At 61.1% G+C, this 19,282-nt stretch carries 19 protein-coding genes; 5 read left to right on the top strand and 14 right to left on the bottom strand.

The window, feature by feature from the left end; genetic code table 11:
* Window positions 1–19: 19 nt before the first annotated feature.
* A complete protein-coding gene (locus KHU30_RS08325) occupies window positions 20–829 on the top strand; it encodes an ATP-binding cassette domain-containing protein (RefSeq protein WP_211442063.1) in 810 nt (269 codons plus the stop codon).
* 3 nt (window positions 830–832) lie between these two features.
* Here the strand turns inward: KHU30_RS08325 and KHU30_RS08330 are convergent, their stop codons facing one another.
* The 13 genes from KHU30_RS08330 to KHU30_RS08390 form a co-directional block, all read right to left on the bottom strand.
* Window positions 833–1,921 carry a hypothetical protein gene (locus tag KHU30_RS08330; RefSeq protein ID WP_211442064.1) on the bottom strand — a complete coding sequence of 363 codons (1,089 nt, stop codon included), beginning with the start codon at window positions 1,919–1,921 and terminating at the stop codon, window positions 833–835.
* Window positions 1,918–3,168, bottom strand: a complete 1,251-nt coding sequence (locus tag KHU30_RS08335) for an AAA family ATPase (RefSeq protein WP_211442065.1) — start codon at window positions 3,166–3,168, stop codon at window positions 1,918–1,920. Before KHU30_RS08335 ends, KHU30_RS08330 begins: the two co-directional genes overlap by 4 nt.
* Window positions 3,168–3,893, bottom strand: coding sequence for a hypothetical protein (locus tag KHU30_RS08340; protein ID WP_211442066.1), 726 nt, complete (start codon window positions 3,891–3,893; stop codon window positions 3,168–3,170). The genes KHU30_RS08335 and KHU30_RS08340 overlap by 1 nt, the downstream gene beginning before the upstream one ends.
* A gap of 132 nt (window positions 3,894–4,025) precedes the next feature.
* Entirely contained in the window at window positions 4,026–5,501 is a 1,476-nt protein-coding gene (locus KHU30_RS08345) for a DNA recombination protein RmuC (RefSeq protein WP_211442067.1), read from the bottom strand.
* Between the two features lie 23 nt (window positions 5,502–5,524).
* Entirely contained in the window at window positions 5,525–5,962 is a 438-nt protein-coding gene (locus tag KHU30_RS08350) for a group II truncated hemoglobin (RefSeq protein ID WP_098496208.1), read from the bottom strand.
* A 59-nt stretch (window positions 5,963–6,021) separates the two neighbouring features.
* Window positions 6,022–8,526, bottom strand: a complete 2,505-nt coding sequence (locus KHU30_RS08355) for an ABC transporter permease (RefSeq protein WP_230427236.1) — start codon at window positions 8,524–8,526, stop codon at window positions 6,022–6,024.
* The gene (locus KHU30_RS08360) at window positions 8,523–9,107 is read right to left on the bottom strand and encodes a DUF4126 domain-containing protein (RefSeq protein WP_211442068.1); all 585 of its coding nucleotides are present in this window, start codon (window positions 9,105–9,107) and stop codon (window positions 8,523–8,525) included. Before KHU30_RS08360 ends, KHU30_RS08355 begins: the two co-directional genes overlap by 4 nt.
* A gap of 280 nt (window positions 9,108–9,387) precedes the next feature.
* Window positions 9,388–10,479, bottom strand: a complete 1,092-nt coding sequence (aroC, locus tag KHU30_RS08365) for a chorismate synthase (RefSeq protein WP_211442069.1) — start codon at window positions 10,477–10,479, stop codon at window positions 9,388–9,390.
* Window positions 10,480–10,602: 123 nt separating this feature from the next.
* Window positions 10,603–11,709: a nucleoside hydrolase gene (locus KHU30_RS08370; RefSeq protein ID WP_211442070.1), complete on the bottom strand. Its 1,107-nt coding sequence runs from the start codon at window positions 11,707–11,709 to the stop codon at window positions 10,603–10,605.
* A gap of 28 nt (window positions 11,710–11,737) precedes the next feature.
* On the bottom strand, window positions 11,738–13,624 hold the full coding sequence (locus KHU30_RS08375) for an MFS transporter (RefSeq protein ID WP_211442071.1): 1,887 nt from the start codon (window positions 13,622–13,624) through the stop codon (window positions 11,738–11,740).
* 144 nt (window positions 13,625–13,768) lie between these two features.
* A complete protein-coding gene (locus KHU30_RS08380) occupies window positions 13,769–14,188 on the bottom strand; it encodes an NINE protein (protein WP_211442072.1) in 420 nt (139 codons plus the stop codon).
* Window positions 14,189–14,200: 12 nt separating this feature from the next.
* Entirely contained in the window at window positions 14,201–14,350 is a 150-nt protein-coding gene (locus tag KHU30_RS08385; protein WP_211442073.1) for a hypothetical protein, read from the bottom strand.
* 14 nt (window positions 14,351–14,364) lie between these two features.
* Window positions 14,365–14,811, bottom strand: a complete 447-nt coding sequence (locus KHU30_RS08390) for a CBS domain-containing protein (RefSeq protein WP_211442074.1) — start codon at window positions 14,809–14,811, stop codon at window positions 14,365–14,367.
* A gap of 264 nt (window positions 14,812–15,075) precedes the next feature.
* Here KHU30_RS08390 and KHU30_RS08395 point away from each other — a divergent pair, with 264 nt between their 5' ends.
* The 4 genes from KHU30_RS08395 (at window position 15,076) to KHU30_RS08410 (ending at window position 17,990) form a co-directional block, all read left to right on the top strand.
* Complete coding sequence (locus KHU30_RS08395) at window positions 15,076–16,398, top strand: O-acetylhomoserine aminocarboxypropyltransferase (RefSeq protein WP_211442075.1); 1,323 nt, start codon at window positions 15,076–15,078, stop codon at window positions 16,396–16,398.
* A gap of 1 nt (window position 16,399) precedes the next feature.
* Entirely contained in the window at window positions 16,400–17,260 is an 861-nt protein-coding gene (locus tag KHU30_RS08400) for an alpha/beta fold hydrolase (protein WP_211442076.1), read from the top strand.
* A 64-nt stretch (window positions 17,261–17,324) separates the two neighbouring features.
* Window positions 17,325–17,645 carry a DUF962 domain-containing protein gene (locus tag KHU30_RS08405; protein ID WP_211442077.1) on the top strand — a complete coding sequence of 107 codons (321 nt, stop codon included), beginning with the start codon at window positions 17,325–17,327 and terminating at the stop codon, window positions 17,643–17,645.
* Window positions 17,646–17,774: 129 nt separating this feature from the next.
* Window positions 17,775–17,990, top strand: coding sequence for a hypothetical protein (locus KHU30_RS08410; protein ID WP_211442078.1), 216 nt, complete (start codon window positions 17,775–17,777; stop codon window positions 17,988–17,990).
* Here KHU30_RS08410 and KHU30_RS08415 read toward each other — a convergent pair.
* Window positions 17,946–19,256: a YihY family inner membrane protein gene (locus KHU30_RS08415; protein WP_211442079.1), complete on the bottom strand. Its 1,311-nt coding sequence runs from the start codon at window positions 19,254–19,256 to the stop codon at window positions 17,946–17,948. The genes KHU30_RS08410 and KHU30_RS08415 overlap by 45 nt on opposite strands.
* Window positions 19,257–19,282: the final 26 nt, after the last annotated feature.

Below are 19,282 nucleotides of genomic sequence, written 5' to 3' on the forward strand. Positions count from 1 at the left end.
AATTTTCTGGAAAACCATCATGCTAGCGGCAATCAATCTTTCTCTGCAGCGCGGCGACAAAACCATCCTGCGCAATCTGGACCTGCACATCCAGCCGGGTCAGATCGTAGCTTTGCTGGGCCGTAACGGCGCCGGCAAAAGCAGCCTGCTGAAAGCCATGTCGGGAGAATTCCACGGCGGGCTGCAAAGCGGCAATGCCCGCTTGAGCGGGCATATATCGATCAACCATATCGCCCTCGATCAAATGAACTCGCACCAGCTGGCACAGATCCGGGCGGTGCTGCCGCAAAGCGTGCAGTTTTCCTTCCCCTTCACAGCGATGGAAATCGCCTTGCTGGGCCGCTATCCGCATGGCGGCGGTGCGAATGATCGCCTGATTGCGATGGAAGCCCTGGCGCTGGCCGGCGCCGCCGCCCTGGCGGACCGCGATGTCACCACTCTTTCCGGCGGCGAACTGGCGCGGGTACAGTTCGCTCGCGTGCTGGCGCAGCTGCGGCCGGCCGCTAGCGAACAGGAAACCCTGCCGGCGGCACGTTACCTGTTGCTGGATGAACCAACCGCCGCGCTGGATCTGGCGCACCAGCATCATCTGCTGCGCACCTTGCGGCAACTGGCCAAGGAATGGCATATCGGCGTGCTGGCGATCATGCATGACCCCAACCTGGCGGCGCGCTATGCCGACCAGCTAGCCTGGCTGGCGGACGGCGCCTTGCTGGTGCAGGACACCCCGGCGCTGAGCATGACGCCGGATATCGTCAGGACTTGTCTCGGGATTGAGGTGGAAGTGGTGCAGCAGGCCGGCAAGCCGCCGTTTGCGATGCCGGCCTGAATCTCACTTCAAGTCAGCAGCCGGTTCAGCTTCCGCAAAGCCGGCTTTGAATTTCGGCCAAAACATCTCTCCCCATGCCTTGAGCTTATCGACATAGGCGACTTTTTCCGGATAGCGACCGATATTGTTCCCACGCCAATCCATGTCGGCATACGACATCACTGTATTGGAAGAAATGCCTTCGGCCTCAGGGCTAAACAGATAGTGCACCTCCATGCCGCCCCATTTTGCAAACCGGATGAAATGAACGTCAACCAAGTCTTGCGGGTAAGTTACGCCTTTAGCGGTAAGGTCCCCCGCAGCAGCGCGGTCGATAACACTGATATTGATGGATCGATCTGCCCACTGCTGCCATGGCGGCGTAAAGTAACTATGAATGAGCCAGCAAGCTTCATTATCAAATGGGATCACCTCTTCAATTGAGACGAAATTTCGAGTGGGGTCGGCTTTCGTGCACGACTTCGCTTCATTAAATCCTGCTCCAGGATTATCTTTGCTCTTCAACACATATCCGCTGAGAGCAGCGACTAGGCGCTTATTTTCTATTTTCCCAAAGAAAAATCCGTTTCCCGTTGCGGTAGGCACTTTTATGCCAATAGCCGCAAGTCGAACCCAATTACCTGGGGGAAGCGGAAGCTTGAATCCATCAATCTGAATCGATCCGCTGTAGAGACGTCCCATGGTTGCATTGTTGATGCCGCTGCTGCCATCCGACTTGGCGTCGGTAGTCACCATCGACACACTTGCCGTCTTTGGCATCGCAGCGGCCGCGGCAACATCGACTGCCGGTTTGGAATGTGCTGCCACTGCACTACCGGTTACTGGCGTGGCCGGACCTGCCTGATTTTTTGCGGCTACTACCGGTGTCTTAGGTAAAGGCAATACCGGCAACACCGTTTTCTGTGAAAGATAGTCAGCCGTATTTTTTACCGTATTAGCGGGCTTCTGCTTTCCATCCAGAGGTTGTGGCGGATAGAGCACAAACAGCATTGTCAGCAGCAGTGCTGACATGACGGCGAGCCGCCACAGCGGCGCCCTCAACCACAGCGTTCTGAACGTAGCCCACATGCCGGACGACGATGCGGCCTTCATTTTTCCGGCTTCGCGATCACGGTATCTCCATCGGTATAAAGCGATACCTTTGTGTAGCCCTTCTGTTTCGCATCGATCAGCGAATCTGAAATCGATTCTTCGATGGATCGCGCCAGATCGCGCGAAGAAGCGCCTTTCCCAAGTCTGTCGTGGCGACGCATCATATCTATCAGCACGTCGGGATCGATGCCGCCGGTGCTTACGTCCAGCTCATAATTCTTGATCATCGCTTCGATTTCCAGTGCTGTCACACGCGCGATGTCCAAACCTGAAAGCGCCTTGAAATTAAAGATGCGGTCAATCCGATTCAGCACTTCCGTGGCAAATCCCGCTTCCTTCAGCACATTGGTCGAGCTTCGGCGCAGTTCATCCGGATTGTTTGCGTAGGTCACGCTTAGTGCTTGCATGGCGTCAGTCGCCGCATTGGTTGTCATGATGAAAATGGCATTGGTCGTGGAAATCTGCTTGCCATCCGACGCCTCTGTCACGAAGCCGTCATTCCATGCGGTCAGAAAATTTTTGTGGATATCGGGATGGGCCTTTTCGATCTCGTCCAGCAATACGACTGCCTCTGGAGCATCGCGCAATCCCGCCGTCAGCTTGCCGTAGGTATCCGATCCGACATAGCCTTTGGACGACCCGAACAACTGGCTGGCACCGTGGCCGCCGCTGGAAAACTGCGTCATATCGAAATGCAGCAATTTGCGCTGCAATTGAACGCTGAGGCATTTAGCCAGATAAGTCTTGCCGGTTCCCGGCGGCCCCGCCAGCATGAAGACGCCAACCGGCTTGCCGCGCTGCTTGAGCGCAAGCCGGCGCCGGATCTGCGCTGCCATGTCGTCGCACACCGTATCTTGGCCGATCACTTTACTCTTGAGTTCTTGCGCCAGCTGTTCAGCATCAATGAAGATCGCAGATGGTTCACTCGCCAATTTTTCTTCGAGAATACGACGATTACTCAAGCGGTCCAGTATGTCCATCATCCAGCCTCTTCCTTCAAGTTTGCCGCCACTCGAGCGTTCCCGCTCATAAAAATAACCTAAGAATGCAATCGCCCAGGCAAGTATCGCCAAACCGAGGGTAATCCATCCATACGCATGCAAAAAAACAGCCACGTTGTGGAAATAAGTGCCCATGTCGCTGCCATTTGGGCCGTGCTGCGACCAGAACTGGGCAATCGCAATCCCCGCCATCAGCAAAAAGGCAACGGGCATCCATTTGTTCGCGGTCGTCAATAGCCAGCGCATCAATCGACCTTCACTTTCAAGCCCAGGGTCTGGCCAACGCTCATGACTGGAAATACAGCCTGCGCAGCACCCGAGCCCAGGCCGACTGTAATGCCGCCGCCCTCTCCATCCAGCACACCGGTCACCTGGATCACGCCGTCGACCGGAACGGGCACCGCAAAGGTCTGCGGCTTGGTCGTCAATGTAACTGTGCGCGAGTAGCCGCGGCTATCGATGCGCACCACGTCGCCGTCCTCTACATCGGTGTCCCAAAGAGTGATCCAGGCGAGTTGAACGGGTGCTGATTTAGTTGGTTTCAAGGCAGGCTGGACTGCAACAGCAGCGCTGTGCTGAGGCGCTTGCTGCGGAACAGGGGCAGCTGCCGGCTCCGTTTCAGGCGGCAGCAGATCCTTTGCCAGAGCTTCTTTGGCCGAGGGAGAAAGCTGCATGCCATCTAATGCGATCGCGCTATCGTGATCACTTACCAACAACAGCCGCATAGACGACAGCGTGGCAAATGCCTGGCTGCGGGCCTGCCGGTCAGAATCGCTGAGATTGTCGGCTGAATGAATGTGTCGCCAAAAATCCGCGCCAGTCGTTAAAGCGGCAATCCCGGAGATGGCGGCAACGATCACGATAGTCGCGACCAAAGACTTCCCTATGACGGGCCTCAACGAGAATCGCCTGTCCTTTTTAGGCGTCGGCGTCAGCGGTAATGGAAACACCCGCTTGTCAAGCTCATCCATTCCACAACTCTCAATATATTTTTCCTCGGCAATTATACCCGTGGCGATTAATTGAGAGACAAGCTTTACTAATGATTAATTGAAACAGCTTGTTACAAAGCCAGCCCGTCACGGCCAGCCCCGACACAGGCTTCAGCTTTCATCCTCGCCTAACAGATCCGGCTCTTTCCCCAGCAACCGCTGCGCCGCTTCGCTCGGCAAAGCCTCTACCGATTTCAGCTTGCGCGCCATCTGGCGGCTGCGCACTTCGGCCTGGTCGATGTTCTTGGCGGCGCGTTCCAGCGTCAGCTTGGTGGCGGCCAGCACATCGCCGAACTTGCCGAATTCTGTCTTGACTGCGCCCAGCACTTGCCACACTTCCGACGATCGCTTTTCCAGCGCCAGCGTGCGGAAGCCCATCTGCAGGCTGTTCAGCAGCGCCGACAAGGTAGACGGTCCGGCGATGCTGATGCGGTGCAGGCGCTGCAACTCGTCGGCCAGGCCCGGGCGGCGCATGACCTCGGCATACAGGCCTTCGGTCGGCAGGAACAGGATGGCGAAATCGGTGGTCAGCGGCGGCGACAGGTATTTCTCGGCGATGGTCTTGGCCTCAAGGCGCACTGCCCGCTCCAGTTCCCGCGAAGCCAGCGCAACGCCTTCGGCATCGGCGCGGTCGGCGGCATCCGCCAGTCGTTCATACTGTTCCTTCGGGAATTTAGCGTCGATCGGCATCCATACCGGCGTGCCGCCGTCGTCATTGCCCGGCAGCTTGATGGCGAACTCGACCCGCTCGCCGCTGCCGGGAACTGTTTCCACGTTCTTGGCGTACTGCTCCGGCGTCAGCACCTGTTCCAGCAGCATTTCCAGCTGCACTTCGCCCCAGGTGCCGCGCGTCTTGACATTGGTCAGCACGCGCTTGAGATCGCCGACGCCGATCGCCAGCTGCTGCATTTCACCCAGGCCCTGGTGCACTTTTTCCAGGCGGTCGGAGACGATCTTGAACGATTCGCCCAGGCGCTGTTCCAGCGTCGCATGCAATTTCTCATCGACGGTCTTGCGCATTTCTTCCAGCCGCAAGCCATTGTCGGTTTGCAGGTCCTTGATCCTGGCTTCCAGCGTGGTGCGCACTTCGGCCATGCGCTGCGCATTCGATTCGGTCAGCGCCGCCAGCGTCTGGTTGAGGGTGTCGCCGAAGCGCTTGAGCGACTGCGCCTGCTCTTCGCGGCTGGTCTGGGCCTGCTGGTTCATCGCCAGCCGCATGCCGTCGAGCTGCTGGGCGTTGGTCTCGGTGAGCTTGACCAGCTGCTGTGCGAAGGTGTCGATCTGGTTGTTCTGCAAAGTGGCGACGCTGGTCATCTGCGCCGCCAGCGTTTGCTGCAGCTGGCCGAAGTTGTTGCCGATTTCCTGCCGCATGTTTTGCGCGCTGCCCTGCACTTCACCGCGCAGGTCGCGCTGCTGGCGTTCGCCGCGATCTTGCTGATCTTGCTGATGGCGTTGCAGATCGTTCTGCAGCTGCGCCAGCTGCTGCGCCGGATCGGCGCCGCGCGCGCTGCGCAGGATGGCGACGATCTGCAGCACGATGATGACGGCGGCAACCGCAAGTAGGACGAGTAATTCTGATGAGGGCATGTAGGCTATTCGATAACGAGCAGTTATTGGGGAGTATCTGGTTTATTGCGCATCCAGTCGGCGGTCTGGAAGAAGGATGTCAGCAGGCGTTCCTGCAGCCATTCATCCATGCCGACATCCTGCATCGCCAGCGCCATGCAGCGCAGCCACTGGTCACGCTCGGGCGAGGCAATGGCGTAAGGCAGGTGGCGGGCGCGCAGGCGCGGATGGCCGAATTGTTCTATGTACAGATCGGGGCCGCCGCTCCAGCCGGACAGGAACCAGTAGAACTTGTCGCGCGAGCCGTCGAGGGTGGTCGGATGCAAGGCCCGGATCACGGCGAATTGCGGCTCCAGGTCCATCAGGTCGTAAAAGCGGTCGACCAGCTCGCGCAGCTTGCCGGCGCCGCCGATCAGGTCGTAGATGCTGGCCTGGGATTGCTCCTCAGGCGCTTGGGTGGTGGCAGTGGTGTCTGTAGTCATGGCGGATAATGATAGCGTAAGCCGCCATTATCCTCGAAATAAGCAGATGCAGTGCCGCTTCAGGCCTCGCGCAGCGTCTGCAGCGGCGGCTGGCGCAGCACATGGCGCAAACCCACCCAGCCGCCGGCAAAGGTGCAGCCGGCGCCGATCGCCATCCCCGCCAGCCATACCAGCGGGCTGAAGGTCCAGGTGAAGCTGAACACATACTGCGCCAGCGCCCAGCCGATGGCGGCGGCGCCGCTGGCTGCCAGGAAGCCGGCCAGGCTGCCGATCAGGGCGAATTCTATCCATTGCGACTGTGACAACTGCTTACGGGTGGCGCCGAGCGCACGCAACAGGCCGGCTTCGCGGGTGCGCTCATCCTGCGAGCCGACCAGCGCCGCATACAGCACCAGCGCGCCGGACGCCAGCGTGAACAGGAACAGGAATTCGACCGCTGCCACCACCTGGTTGATCACGCCCTGGATCTGCCTGATGACGCTGCCGATATCGACCACCGTCAGGTTCGGGAAATCGCGCGTCAGCTGGTTGCCGAAGCCGGCATGCGCATCGGCCAGGTTGAAGGCGGTGATCCAGGTTTGCGGCATGTCATGCATCAGCCGGGGATTGAGGATGACGAAGAAATTGACCCGCATCGAACCCCATTCCAGCTTGCGGATGCTGGTCACCGGCGCGCTCACCAGCTGGCCGGCGATATCGAACTGCAGCCGGTCGCCCAGCTTCAGCTTGAGGGTCTTGGCCAACCCTTCCTCGACCGACGCGGCGGGCTGGCTGTCGTCGAACCATTGGCCGGCCGTGACCATGTTCTGCGGCGGCACTTGCTGCATGGTAGACAGGTTGAATTCGCGGTCGACCAGGCGCTTGGCTTTGTCGTCAGGATAGGTATCGGCGGTGATCGGCCTGCCGTTGACCTGGGTCAGGCGGCCGCGGATCATCGGAAACAGTTCCGGCCGCGCGATACCGATTCCCTGCAGGCGCTGGCCGATCTCGGCGCGCTGGTCGTCCTGGATATTGATCACAAAGCGGTTAGGTGCATCGGCCGGCGTGGCCTGCTGCCAGGCGCCGATCAGGTCGCCGCGGATCACCGTCAGCAGCAGCAGCGCCATCAAACCCAGCGACAAGGCGACGATCTGCACCACGGTCGCCGCCGGCCGGCGCTGCAGCGCAGTCAGCGCGAAGCGCCAGCTGGGATGGCGCGACAGCCCGCGGACATGGCGCGAGCCCTTGAGCGCCAGCCAGCCGAGCAAGGCGAACAGGCCGAAGCCGCCGAGGAAGCCGAGCGCGGTCAGCAAGCCCAGCTTGAGATCGCCGGCCTGCCACAGCAGCAAGCCGATAAAGGTCAGCGTACCGAGGCCGTAGGTGGCCAGCACCAGCGCCTGCGGCGCGTCCTGCTCGCGCCGGATCACGCGGTTGTGCGGCACATTGCGCAGTTGCAGGATCGGCGGCAAGGCGAAGCCGATCAGCAGCAGCAGGCCGGTGACCAGGCCTTGCACTGCCGGGATCGCGCTGGCGTTCGGCAAGTCGCTGGAGATGAACTTGCCGAGCAGTTCGAGCAGCATGAAATGGGCGCCGAAGCCCAGCAGCACGCCGATCACGCTGCCGGCCAGGCCGATTAGCAGGAATTCCAGCAGATACAATTGGGTCACCTGGTTCTGGGTCATGCCCAGACAGCGCAGCATGGCGCAGGCATCCAGATGGCGCAGCATGAAGCGGCGCGCCGCCATCGCCACCGCCACCGCTGCCAGCAGCGCCGACAGCAAGCCCACCAGCGACAGGAACTGCTCGCCGCGGTCGAGCGTGGCGCGCATTTCCGGGCGGCCGTTTTCCAGGCCTTCGATGCGCACGCCCTTGATGTTCTCGCGGCTGATATCGCTTTCCACCCACTTCTGGAAATCCTGCACCTGCGGTCCGGTTCCAGCCAGCAGCAAACGATAGGTGACGCGCGAGCCGTCCTGAATCAGGTTGGTCGAGGCCAGGTCGGCCATGGACAGCATCACGCGCGGCGCAAAATTGATGAAGCCGCTGCCGCGGTCGGGTTCAACCACCAGCACCTTGCCGATGGTGAAGCTGCGGTCGCCCAGCTTGAGCGGATCGCCGACCTTCAGGTTTAAGGCCGTCAGCATGTTGGCGTCCAGCCAGACCGTGCCGGCGGCCGGCGTCAGGCGCGTGGCCTGACCGGCGGCGCCGGAAGCATCGGCCACCACCAAGCTACCGCGCAAAGGATATCCAGCGCTGACAGCCTTGAGCGAAGCGAGCTGCGAGCGTGCGCTGTCGCCCTCGCCGGCCAGCGCCATGCTAGGAAAAACCACGGTATCGGCCAGGGTCAGGTGACGGCGCTCGGCTTCGCTGCGCCAGGCGGGATTGATGCGCTGGTCAGCGGAAATCAGCAGGTCCGCTCCCAGCAGCTGGTGCGCATCGCGGCTGAGGCCGGCACGCATGCGGTCGACAAAGAAGCCGACCGCGGACAATGAGGCAACTGCAACAATCAGGGCTATCAACAAGAAGCGTAATTCGCCGGCGCGCCAGTCGCGCTGGGTCATGCGTAAGGACTGCAAAAAAATCATGTGGCAAGCCTTTGGAAGACCCAGCGGATACCGCGCCACAGCTTAGGCACCAGCCAGATCGCAAACAGAAAAAACAGGAACAGGAAGGCAAACAGCAGCCAGGGATGGAAAAACGCCGCCCACAGGCCGCCCAGCACCGTCGCATCCTCGGAAAACGAGGCGGTCCAGTTGCTCAGCGGCTCCGGCGAGGTATTGATCATGGCGCGACTGCCGGCCTTGGTGGCATGCGCGCCCAGGGCGAAAGTGCCGCCCACCAGCGCCGCCACCGTGGTCCAGGCCGGATCCATGTGGCCCATGGCCGCCACCGCCAGGATCGCGCCGGCCGGAATCCGGATGAAGGTATGGATGGCGTCCCAGACCGAATCCAGGCCGGGAATTTTGTCCACCAGAAACTCGATTGCGGTCAGCAGGCCGGTCACGCCGATCACCCAGGGCGATTCCAGCACCTGCAGCGCCTGCGGCAAATCGATCCAGCCGGCGCGGCCGAACCAGCCGGCGATGAAGAGCGCCATGTAGAGGCGGATGCCGCTGGCCCAGGACAGGCCGCCAGCAAGGGCGGCACTGGAAAGTGTATCGATCATGATGTCCCCTTCTCTCTCCGGATGGGTCGGTTTCAGGCATGCCTGGCATGCATCTTCATTTTATACGAAGCACAATTTAAACAAGCGTAACGTAAACCTACGCCAGCTGCCGAAGATTAGCCAGCGGGATTGCAAAATCGATGACGGGCTGATGCCCGGACGCCACTGGCGCCTGCGGCAAACGGCGCACCGCAGGCGCCGGCGGGCGATTATCAACAGCGGAAGCGAAAGGAAAAACGCCACCGGATCACGGTGGCGCGGGAAGCAATTACTGAAGAAATTACTGCGGATCGACCAGCCGCTCGACCTGTACATCGCCGCACTGGGCGCGATGGCGCAAGGCGTGGTCCATCAAGACCAGCGCCAGCATGGCTTCGGCAATCGGCGTGGCGCGGATGCCGACGCAAGGATCGTGGCGGCCGAAAGTCTCGACCGTGGCCGGATTGCCCTGCTTGTCAATCGATTGCTTGGGCGTGCGGATGCTGGAAGTCGGCTTGATGGCGATCGACACGGTGATGTCCTGGCCGCTGGAAATGCCGCCCAGGATGCCGCCGGCGTTGTTGGTGAGGAAGCCGTGGCGGGTGATTTCATCGCCGTGCTGCGAACCCTTTTGCGCCACGCAGGCAAAGCCGGCGCCGATTTCCACTCCTTTGACGGCGTTGATGCCCATCATGGCATAGCCGATTTCGGCGTCCAGCTTGTCGTACAGCGGCTCGCCCAGGCCGACCGGCACATTGGACGCCACTACATCGATGCGGGCGCCGCAGGAATCGCCGTCTTTACGCAAGGCATCCATATATGCTTCCAGCTGCGCGATCTGGCTGGCATTGGCGGCAAAAAACGGATTGTCTGGCACATGCTCCCAGGATTCGAAAGCGATCGGCAGCTCGCCCAGCTGGCTCATGCAACCCTTGAAAGTGGTGCCGTACTGCTGCTTCAGCCACTTCTTGGCGATCGCCGCCGCCGCCACCGCCGGCGCCGTCAGGCGCGCCGAAGAGCGGCCACCGCCGCGCGGATCGCGGATGCCGTATTTCTGCCAGTAGGTAAAGTCGGCATGGCCGGGACGGAAGGTATCGATGATATTGCCGTAATCCTTGCTGCGCTGGTCCTGGTTGCGGATCAGCAGCATGATCGGGGTGCCGGTGGTCTTGCCTTCGTAGACGCCGGACAGGATCTCGACGGTGTCCGGCTCCTGGCGCTGGGTAACGTGGCGCGAGGTGCCTGGCTTGCGGCGGTCCAGATCGGGCTGGATATCGGCTTCCGACAATTCCATGCCCGGCGGGCAGCCATCGACCACGCAGCCGATGGCCGGGCCGTGGGATTCGCCGAAGTTGGTGACGCTAAACAGACTGCCGAAGGTATTGCCGGGCATGATAATCCAGAGAAAAAGGGGCTGAAAAGCATGATTTTACCAGCGCCACCCCTCAGGGGCTACCCGGCCGGCAAAATCATTATCTTTTCAACACCTTGATCGCGGGAGGACACCGCTGCCCATCTACGGCAATTTTGCCAGCTGCGCAGTCAGCAGGTCGAAAAATCCCTGGGTATCGCCTTCGGTGATCCAGCGCGCATTCTCCGGCTTCTTGGTCGCGCGGTAGTAATCGACCACGGTGGCGCCGAAGGTCGGCCCTTCGCGGGTATCGACTTCAACATTGACCATGCGGCCCTTGAACATGTCCGGCTTGAGCAGGTAGCCGATGGTGGTGGCGTCATGCACCGGCCCGCCCGGCAAGCCGTATTGCTTGATGTCATATTCGACATAGGCGTCGAGGATGTCGGCGGCGATCTTGCCGGCGTTGTTGCCGATCTTGCGCAGCCGGTCTATGCGTTCCGGACTGGTCAGCATCTTGTGCGTAACGTCGAGCGGAATGACAGTAAGCGGCAGGCCGCTCTTGAACACCACGTCGGCTGCATGCGGATCGGCGAACACGTTGAATTCCGCCGCCGGCGTGATATTGCCGCCGTTGAAATGGGCGCCGCCCATCATGATGATTTCCTTGATGCCCTGGCGGATCTCGGGATGTTCGATCAGCGCCATGGCCAGGTTGGTTTGCGGGCCCAGGGTCACGATCGTCAGGCTCGCCGGCGCCGCCGCCAGCAGCGTCTCGACCAGGTATTGCACCGCCGAGCCTTTGGCCAGCGGCTGCTTCGGTTCAAAGATCTTGACGCCAGTGACGCCTTCGGCGCCATGCACCTCGGCGGCATAGATCGGCGCGCGCAGCATCGGCCGCGAGCAGCCGGCATACACCGGCACGTCCGGGCGGTTGGCCCATTCGCGCACCATGCGCGCATTGCGCGCGGTGTAGCGCAGCTGGACATTGCCGGCCACCGTGGTGAGCGCCTTGACATCCAGGCGATCGCGCGCGGACAAGGCCAGCAGTATGGCGATCACATCGTCGGCGCCGGGATCGGTGTCGATGATCAGGGGAACCGGGCCGGCTGCAGGGTTAGCTACAGTAGCGGCGGCTAGCGTGGTTTGCATAGGCAGGGTACTCAGTAAAAGGCTTCCGGCCAGCAGCTTGCCGCCGCCGGTCAGGAAGCGACGGCGTGCGGCATGCACCGCTACGGCCTCATCCAACAGGAGATTGTTCAGTTTCGCCATTACTCTAATTCCTTTTCTGTCTGCGTGGTCATTTCCATTCGCCGCGTAAAGCCTGCACCTGCTGCTGCAGGTATTCCGGCGTTGCCTGGGCAGCCGCCACCGCCTCGCCCACCGCCAGCTGCAGCGCCGACAGCGGGCCGCGCTTGAAGGAACGCTGGAACGGATTGCCGCCGCTGCGGGTCCACATGCTGCCCCACAGGCCGCGCAGCGCCATCGGGATCACCGGCACCGGGCTGCGGTCGACGATTTTCTTGATGCCGCCGCGGAATTCGTTCATTTCACCGGTACTGGTCAGTTTGCCTTCCGGGAAAATGCAGACCAGGTCGCCGTCCGCCAGCGCCGCCGCGATCTGGTCGAAAGCGCGTTCCATCAATTCAGGATTCTCCTTGGCCGGCGCAATCGGGATCGCCTTGGCGGTCTTGAACAGCCAGGCCAGCACCGGCACCTTGAAGATGCGGTGGTCCATGACAAAGCGGATCGGCCGCGGGCTGGCCGCCATGATCACGATCGCATCGACATAGCTGACGTGGTTGCACACCAGCACCGCCGCCCCCTCGTCCGGAATGCGGTCGCGGTTGAAGGTTGTGACGCGGTGGATGGTGTGGATCAGGATCCAGGCGACGAAACGCACCAGGTATTCCGGCACCACGGTGAAAATATAGATTGCCACCAGCGCATTGAGGATCGCCGTCACCAGGAAAATCTGCGGAATGGTGAAGCCCATGCTCAGCAAGGTCAGCGCCACCAGCGCCGCCACGACCATGAACAAGGCGTTCATGATGTTCATGCCGGCGATCGTGCGCGACAGGTGCTGGCGGTCGCAGCGGGTCTGGATCACGGCGAACAGCGGCACGATGTACAAGCCGCCGAACAGGCCGATCATCACGCAGTCGAACAAGATGCGCCAGCTGCCGTGCTGCTGCACGAAGCTGCCCATGTCCACCGCGGCGGCGTTGGTATAGCTCAGGCTGGCCAGGAACAGGTCGAGGCCGAACACCGACAGGCCGATCGCGCCGAACGGCACCAGGCCGATTTCCACCTTGTGGCCGGACAGGCGTTCGCACAGCAGGGAGCCGGCGCCGACGCCAAGCGAGAATACCGTCAGCAGAAGCACAAAGACGCTATGGTCGCCATGCAGGTAGTTTTTCGCATACAGCGGAAATTGCGCCAGGATGATGGCGCCGTAGAACCAGAACCACGAGTTGGCCAGCATGGCCAGGAACACCGGACGGTTCTTGCGCGAGAAGCTCAGGTTGCGCATGGTTTCGGTGACCGGGTTCCAGTTGATCTTCAGCCCCGGCTCGGCGGCCGGGGTCAACGGAATGCGGCGGCTGAACAGCCAGCCGAGGATTGCGATGGCGACCGTGCCGCCGGCCACCAGCTCGATGCCCCAAGGCTTGCGGACCACCAGCACCGCGCCCAGCACTTCGCCCAGCAGGATGCCGACGAAAGTGCCCATTTCGATGATGCCGTTGCCGCCCACCAGCTCGTTGGGGCGCAGCTGCTGCGGCAGGTAGGCGTATTTGACCGGCCCGAAAATGGTGGAATGCACGCCCATGCCGACCACTGCCAGGATCAGCAGCCACAGGGTATGCGTCATCCAGCCGAGCGCGGCGACCGCCATGATGACAATTTCCAGCACCTTGACGTAGCGCGCCAGGCCGGATTTTTCGAACTTGTCCGCCAGTTGGCCGGCCGTCGCTGAAAACACTACGAAGGGCAGGATGAACAGACCCGGAATCAGGTTGTTCAGCACATTAACGTCCATGCTGGTCCAGCTGATCGCCTCGTAGGTCAGGATCGTCAGCAAGGCGGTCTTGAAGACGTTATCGTTGAAAGCGCCGAAGAACTGGGTCCAGAAGAACGGCGCGAACCGGCGCTGGCGCAACAAGGAAAATTGACTGGATTTGGACATAGGTAGGCTAGGGAGAAAGCTGCGCAGTATGGCAGTGGTGAATAATTGATTGTTTTACAGGACTGAAAGCCGCGGCCGCGGCAGCTTGCGGCATCAGCCCTGACGCCCTCGCGTCAATCCCTTGGTAACGATTCAAGCGCGATGCTACCCGCGCTGCGCATTCTTCATCGATATCTGCTCGTTCAACGTCCAGAAATCGTACAGCACCCCCAGCAGGAACAGGCCGCCGGTAAACAAATAGAGGATGCCGGTGAGCCACTTGCCCTGGTACATGCGATGCACGCCGAAAAAACCGAGGAAGGTCAGCAGCAGCCAGGCCACGCTGTAATCAGTGGCGCCGGCGGTAAAGCGCAGGTCGGCCTGGCGATTCATGCCCGGGATCAGGAAAACGTCGATCAGCCAGCCGATACCCAGCAGGCCCAGCGTAAAGAACCAGATGGTGCCGGTGACCGGCTTGCCGTAATAAAAACGGTGGGCGCCGGTAAAGCCGAAAATCCACAGCAGATAGCCCAGCACTTTGCTATGGGTATCGATCACGGAACCGTCCGGACGGATATTATTCATGAATAAACTCTTTCAAATCGATAAAAATGCATTGCTTTGACCGGCTGCTGCCGCGGTCTCGGCTTGGCCGCCAATCCGCCAATCCGCCAATCCGCCATTTTGCACCAGGAACCAACAAAAAAAACCGTTTGCGGCATCTTGCTGCCGCAAACGGCTCTTCATTGACCGGATCAATCCTACTCTTCGCTAGCCGCCGGCCAGTCGCGGATATAGGCTTTCAGCATCTTGTTTTCAAAACCCTGTGCGTCCAGCACGGCTTTCGCCACGTCATAGAACGACATCACGCCCAGCAAGGTGCGGGCATCCATGATCGGCACATAGCGGGCATGGCGCTCCAGCATGATGCGGCGCACTTCGTTGACTTCGGTATCCGGCGTCACGGTGATCGGACTGTCGTCCATGTGCTTGCGCACCGTGTTGCTGCCTACCGCGCCGCCGTTCTGGTGGATCGCATTGAGCACCTCGCGGAAAGTCAGCATGCCGATCAGCGTACCGAACTCCATCACCACCAGCGAACCGATATCCTTTTCCGCCATCGTGTTGACTGCCTCGATCAGCGGCGTTTCCGGCGTCACGGTGTAAAGGATATTGCCTTTGACTTTGAGAATCTCAGATACTTTCATGGTGCCATCCAGTCTTTACTTTGGTTATGGGCAGCTCTTAAAACCGCGGCCTCGGCTGCGCTGACATGATGCAAGGTCTGGTCGAGAAGCGGAGCCGTACTTTAGTACAGTGAGCATCGCAGGCCAGAGATTGCGCCGCGCAGTAGGTTTTTAGAGTTACCCTTATGCTTGTATGCAGAATGTAGCGTAAGCCAGAGCAAAAATCTACCGCGCAGCGCAGCATCCGCCCCTATATATCGAAAATAGAAGGAGACCTCCCACATCATGAGCAGCCCCCGTTATCCCGGCTTCGACACCATGTCGCTGCATGCCGGCAGCGTGCCCGACCCTGCCACCGGCGCGCGCGCCACGCCGATCTACCTGACTTCGGCCTTTGTTTTCAAGGATTCCGACCACGCCGCCTCGCTGTTCAACATGGAACGCGCCGGCCACGTCTATTCACGCATTTCCAATCCCACCAACGCCGTGCTGGAAGAGCGCATCGCGGCGCTGGAAGGCGGCGTCGCCGGGATTGCCGTGGCCAGCGGCCAGGCCGCCATGCACCTGGGCCTGGCCACCATCGCCGGCGCCGGTTCGCATGTGGTGGCGTCGCGCGCGCTGTATGGAGGTTCGCACAACCTGCTGTCCTACACCATGAAGCGCTTCGGCATCGAAACCACTTTTGTCGACCCCAGCGATATCGATGCCTGGCGCGCGGCGATCCGGCCCAGCACCAAGGTGCTGTTCGGCGAAACCCTGGGCAATCCGGGGCTGGACGTGCTGGACATCCCGCGCATCGCCGCGCTGGCGCATGAGCATTACCTGCCGCTGATGGTGGATGCGACCTTTACCACCCCTTACCTGCTGCGGCCGTTCGACCATGGCGCCGACCTGGTGTTCCACTCGGCCACCAAGTTCCTGTGCGGCCACGGCACCGCGGTCGGCGGCCTGCTGGTGGACGGCGGCACTTTCGACTGGCAGCAAGCCTATGAAAAAACCGGCCGTTTCAGCGAACTGTGCGAACCGTACGAAGGATTCCACGGCATGGTGTTTTCGGAAGAGTCGACGGTGGCGCCGTTTTCGCTGCGCGCGCGGCGCGAGGGCCTGCGCGACTTCGGCGCCGTGATGAGTCCGCACAATGCCTTCGCCATCCTGCAAGGCATAGAAACGCTGGGACTGCGCATGGAAAAGCACGTCGCCAATACACGCAAGGTGGTGGAATTCCTGGCCGCGCATGCGGCGGTGGAATCGGTCGCTTATCCCGAATTGCCTTCGCATCCCGGCCACGAACTGAGCAAGACGCTGCTGCCCAAGGGCTGCGGCGCGGTGTTCTCGTTCAACCTCAAGGGCGACCGCGCGGCCGGCCGCCGCATGGTGGAATCGCTCAAGATCTTTTCGCACCTGGCCAATGTCGGCGACGCCAAATCGCTGGTGATCCATCCGGCTTCGACCACCCATTTCCGGGTGCCGAGCGAGCAGCTGGCCGCTGCCGGCATCAGCGAAGGCACCTTGCGCCTGTCGATCGGACTGGAAAATGCCGAGGACCTGATCGAAGACCTGGCCTTCGGCCTGAAGATGTCGCAACGCACTGAACGGAAGGATAAATGAGATGTTACTGAAAACACATTTCCGCGGCGCCGAACACGAAACCTATTGCTATACCGGCGGCAAAGCCTTCGACCCGGCGCTGCCGACCGCGGTCTTTATCCACGGCGGCCAGAACGACCATTCCGTCTGGATCCTGCAGACCCGCTATTTCGCCCATCACGGTTTCGGCGTGCTGGCGGTGGATTTGCCGGGACACGGCCGCAGCCAGGGACCGGCGCTGGCCACCATCGAAGAATTATCCGACTGGCTGTCCTGCCTGCTGGATGCCGCCGGCGTCGGCAAGGCGGTCCTGATCGGCCACAGCATGGGCTCGCTGATTGCGCTGGAAAGCGCCGGCCGCGCCGAGAAATCCAGCCGCATCGCCGGTATTGCGCTGGTCGGCACCGCTTATCCGATGAAAGTCGCGGACGCCTTGCTGGACGCCGCCAACAATGCGCAGCAAAGCGCGATCGACATGGTGAACATCTGGTCGCACTCCACCATGTCGCCCAAGCCATCGGCGCCAGGACCGGGTTTTTACGTGCAGGGCGCCAGCCAGCGCCTGATGCAGCGCATCGCCGGCCAGTCGGCCGCCAAACCGACCGTGTTCTACACCGACTTTGCCGCCTGCAATGCCTACGCCAACGGCGAACAGGCGGCACGGGCAGTCTCCTGCCCCACACTGTTCCTGCTGGGCCAGCGCGACGTCATGACGCCGGCCAAGGCAGCCGCCGGCCTGATCGGCGCCATCAAGCAGGCCAAGGTGGTGCAGGTGGAAGCTTGCGGCCATGCCCTGATGGCGGAGCAGCCGGATGCCGTGCTGGATCACCTGTTCAAATTCGCCAGCGCGGCGACGGTTGCAGCGGCCGCCATGGAAGACTAAGCTTAAGGAACAGCAAGGATAAAGACGACCAAGTAGCAGGATCCAGCCACCGCCAGGAGACAGCATGCCTACCGTGCTTGAAAAAAAGTATGAGACTTTCGCCGAGTTCTATCCCAGCTACCTGAGCCAGCATAGCAACCGCACCTGCCGCCAGCTGCATTTCGCCGGCTCCACGCTGGCGCTGGCGTCGGTGGTCATGCTGGTATTTACCGGCAATTTTTACTGGCTGCTGGCGGCGCTGCTGTGCGGCTACGGTTTTGCCTGGGTCGGTCATTTCGCGTTTGAAAAGAACCGCCCTGCAACCTTCAGGCAGCCCTTGTATTCATTCCTCGGCGACTGGGTAATGTACTGGCAGATGCTCAGCGGCCGGGTATCTTTTTACTGAATGCATTTTTATTAACTATGTAAAATCTTCTTCACAGCAATGTGAACCGTTTATCCCGTAAAATTCGTATCTTTGTTTTCCGGCATCGCCATCCATGCCATGGCGCGCTGCATAGCGACAGGAGTTTTAATGGGAACACCAGCTAGCGATCCATTGCCGGCGCTGCTCAAGAAGCCAGACCCGGCTGACGCCGCACCGGCCTCGGCCGCCGTGGCGCCGCGCCGGCCGATGACCTCGTTCTTGATGAACTACACCCAGCCGATGTATCCCGGCAGGGTAAAGATCAGCTATTTCTGGATTTCAAGACTGCCGCAGGGCGGCACGATCAAGGTTCGGGTTGGCTAGGACCTGCGCGAAATGCGCCGCCAGCGTCTGCTCCAGGCCGTGTTCGATGGCGCTTTCCACGCACCGGTCGAGGCCGCTGTCGATGGCTCTGCCGGCGGCAGGATTCCATACGAACATGCGGTAGATATCGGCCAGTTTCAGCACTTCCGTATTGGCCAGCAGGATCCAGCCGTCGACATTGATGCGCACCTTGCGCCCCCACTGGCTGCGCGCCAGCATCTCGGTCTGCACAGTGCCGACCCAGCCGGCTTCCCGCATCTGCTGCAGCAGGCTTTCGGACTCATCGAAGCCTAGCCGCGTAGCGCGCCGGATCTGTCCCGCATCGACCGCCGCCGAACTGCCGCGCATGCGTGCCTGGTGCAGCACCTGCAGCACCGCCATGGCATCGACGAAAGCGCTGCCTGGCGACGGCACATGCCACCAGCGTTCGTACTTCACCACCGGCAGCGCCGCTGCCAACAGCGCTCCCACCAGCGTGATCATCCACAGCATGTAGATCCACAAAAGGAATATCGGCAAGGCCGCCAGCGTGCCGTAGACCATCGTATAGGTCGGGAACTTGATGATGTAGGCGGCAAACACGCGCTTGGCGATTTCGAAGGCGATGCCGGCCAGCAAACCGCCCCAGATCGCATCGCGCCAATCGACCCGCTGGTTCGGCACCGCCACGTACAGCAGGGTAAAGGCGCCGGTGGTCAGCGCCACCGACAGCAGCGTATAGAACCAGCGCCCGATCCAGCTCACCACCAGGCCGTTGGCCGCTGCCGACAAATACGAGGTGACGGTGATCGAGATGCCGATCAGCAAGGGGCCGAGCGTGATGATGGCCCAGTACACCAGCACACGGTGGATCCAAGGCCGCTGTGTCTTGACCCGCCAGATGCGGTTGAATACATGGTCGACGGTCGACATGGTCAGCACCGAGGTCACGATCAGGGCGACCCCGCCGACCGCGGACAGGCGCGCCGATTTGGTGGCGAACTGGTTCAGGTAATCGAGAATCGTGTTGGCGACGCCCCGCGGCATCAGGTTATGCACGAAATACTGTTCCAGCGAGGCGCGGAAGGTGCTGAACAGCGGGAACACGGTAAAGATCGCCAGCGCGATGGTCAGCATCGGCACCAGCGCCAGGATGGTGGTGAAGGTCAGGCTGCCGGCCACTTGCGGCAAGCGTTCCTCGTCCAGGCGGCGCGCCGCGAAGCGGAACAGATCGCGCAATTCCACCCAGGACAGGCCGCGCAGTCTGGAAAATTTTATCGACGTCATGCGTTACCTCATTTTGCCCGCCGCGG

The organism is Collimonas humicola, assembly GCF_018304945.1.
Classification (GTDB): domain Bacteria; phylum Pseudomonadota; class Gammaproteobacteria; order Burkholderiales; family Burkholderiaceae_D; genus Collimonas; species Collimonas humicola.

Excerpts from the sequence above, each read along its gene's own strand:
- KHU30_RS08325 (WP_211442063.1), top strand. The coding sequence starts at position 20 with ATGCTAGCGGCAATCAATCTTTCTCTGCAGCGCGGCGACAAAACCATC.
- KHU30_RS08330 (WP_211442064.1), bottom strand. The coding sequence starts at position 1,921 with ATGAAGGCCGCATCGTCGTCCGGCATGTGGGCTACGTTCAGAACGCTG.
- KHU30_RS08335 (WP_211442065.1), bottom strand. The coding sequence starts at position 3,168 with ATGCGCTGGCTATTGACGACCGCGAACAAATGGATGCCCGTTGCCTTT.
- KHU30_RS08340 (WP_211442066.1), bottom strand. The coding sequence starts at position 3,893 with ATGGATGAGCTTGACAAGCGGGTGTTTCCATTACCGCTGACGCCGACG.
- KHU30_RS08345 (WP_211442067.1), bottom strand. The coding sequence starts at position 5,501 with ATGCCCTCATCAGAATTACTCGTCCTACTTGCGGTTGCCGCCGTCATC.
- KHU30_RS08350 (WP_098496208.1), bottom strand. The coding sequence starts at position 5,962 with ATGACTACAGACACCACTGCCACCACCCAAGCGCCTGAGGAGCAATCC.
- KHU30_RS08355 (WP_230427236.1), bottom strand. The coding sequence starts at position 8,526 with ATGATTTTTTTGCAGTCCTTACGCATGACCCAGCGCGACTGGCGCGCC.
- KHU30_RS08360 (WP_211442068.1), bottom strand. The coding sequence starts at position 9,107 with ATGATCGATACACTTTCCAGTGCCGCCCTTGCTGGCGGCCTGTCCTGG.
- aroC (WP_211442069.1), bottom strand. The coding sequence starts at position 10,479 with ATGCCCGGCAATACCTTCGGCAGTCTGTTTAGCGTCACCAACTTCGGC.
- KHU30_RS08370 (WP_211442070.1), bottom strand. The coding sequence starts at position 11,709 with ATGGCGAAACTGAACAATCTCCTGTTGGATGAGGCCGTAGCGGTGCAT.
- KHU30_RS08375 (WP_211442071.1), bottom strand. The coding sequence starts at position 13,624 with ATGTCCAAATCCAGTCAATTTTCCTTGTTGCGCCAGCGCCGGTTCGCG.
- KHU30_RS08380 (WP_211442072.1), bottom strand. The coding sequence starts at position 14,188 with ATGAATAATATCCGTCCGGACGGTTCCGTGATCGATACCCATAGCAAA.
- KHU30_RS08385 (WP_211442073.1), bottom strand. The coding sequence starts at position 14,350 with ATGAAGAGCCGTTTGCGGCAGCAAGATGCCGCAAACGGTTTTTTTTGT.
- KHU30_RS08390 (WP_211442074.1), bottom strand. The coding sequence starts at position 14,811 with ATGAAAGTATCTGAGATTCTCAAAGTCAAAGGCAATATCCTTTACACC.
- KHU30_RS08395 (WP_211442075.1), top strand. The coding sequence starts at position 15,076 with ATGAGCAGCCCCCGTTATCCCGGCTTCGACACCATGTCGCTGCATGCC.
- KHU30_RS08400 (WP_211442076.1), top strand. The coding sequence starts at position 16,400 with ATGTTACTGAAAACACATTTCCGCGGCGCCGAACACGAAACCTATTGC.
- KHU30_RS08405 (WP_211442077.1), top strand. The coding sequence starts at position 17,325 with ATGCCTACCGTGCTTGAAAAAAAGTATGAGACTTTCGCCGAGTTCTAT.
- KHU30_RS08410 (WP_211442078.1), top strand. The coding sequence starts at position 17,775 with ATGGGAACACCAGCTAGCGATCCATTGCCGGCGCTGCTCAAGAAGCCA.
- KHU30_RS08415 (WP_211442079.1), bottom strand. The coding sequence starts at position 19,256 with ATGACGTCGATAAAATTTTCCAGACTGCGCGGCCTGTCCTGGGTGGAA.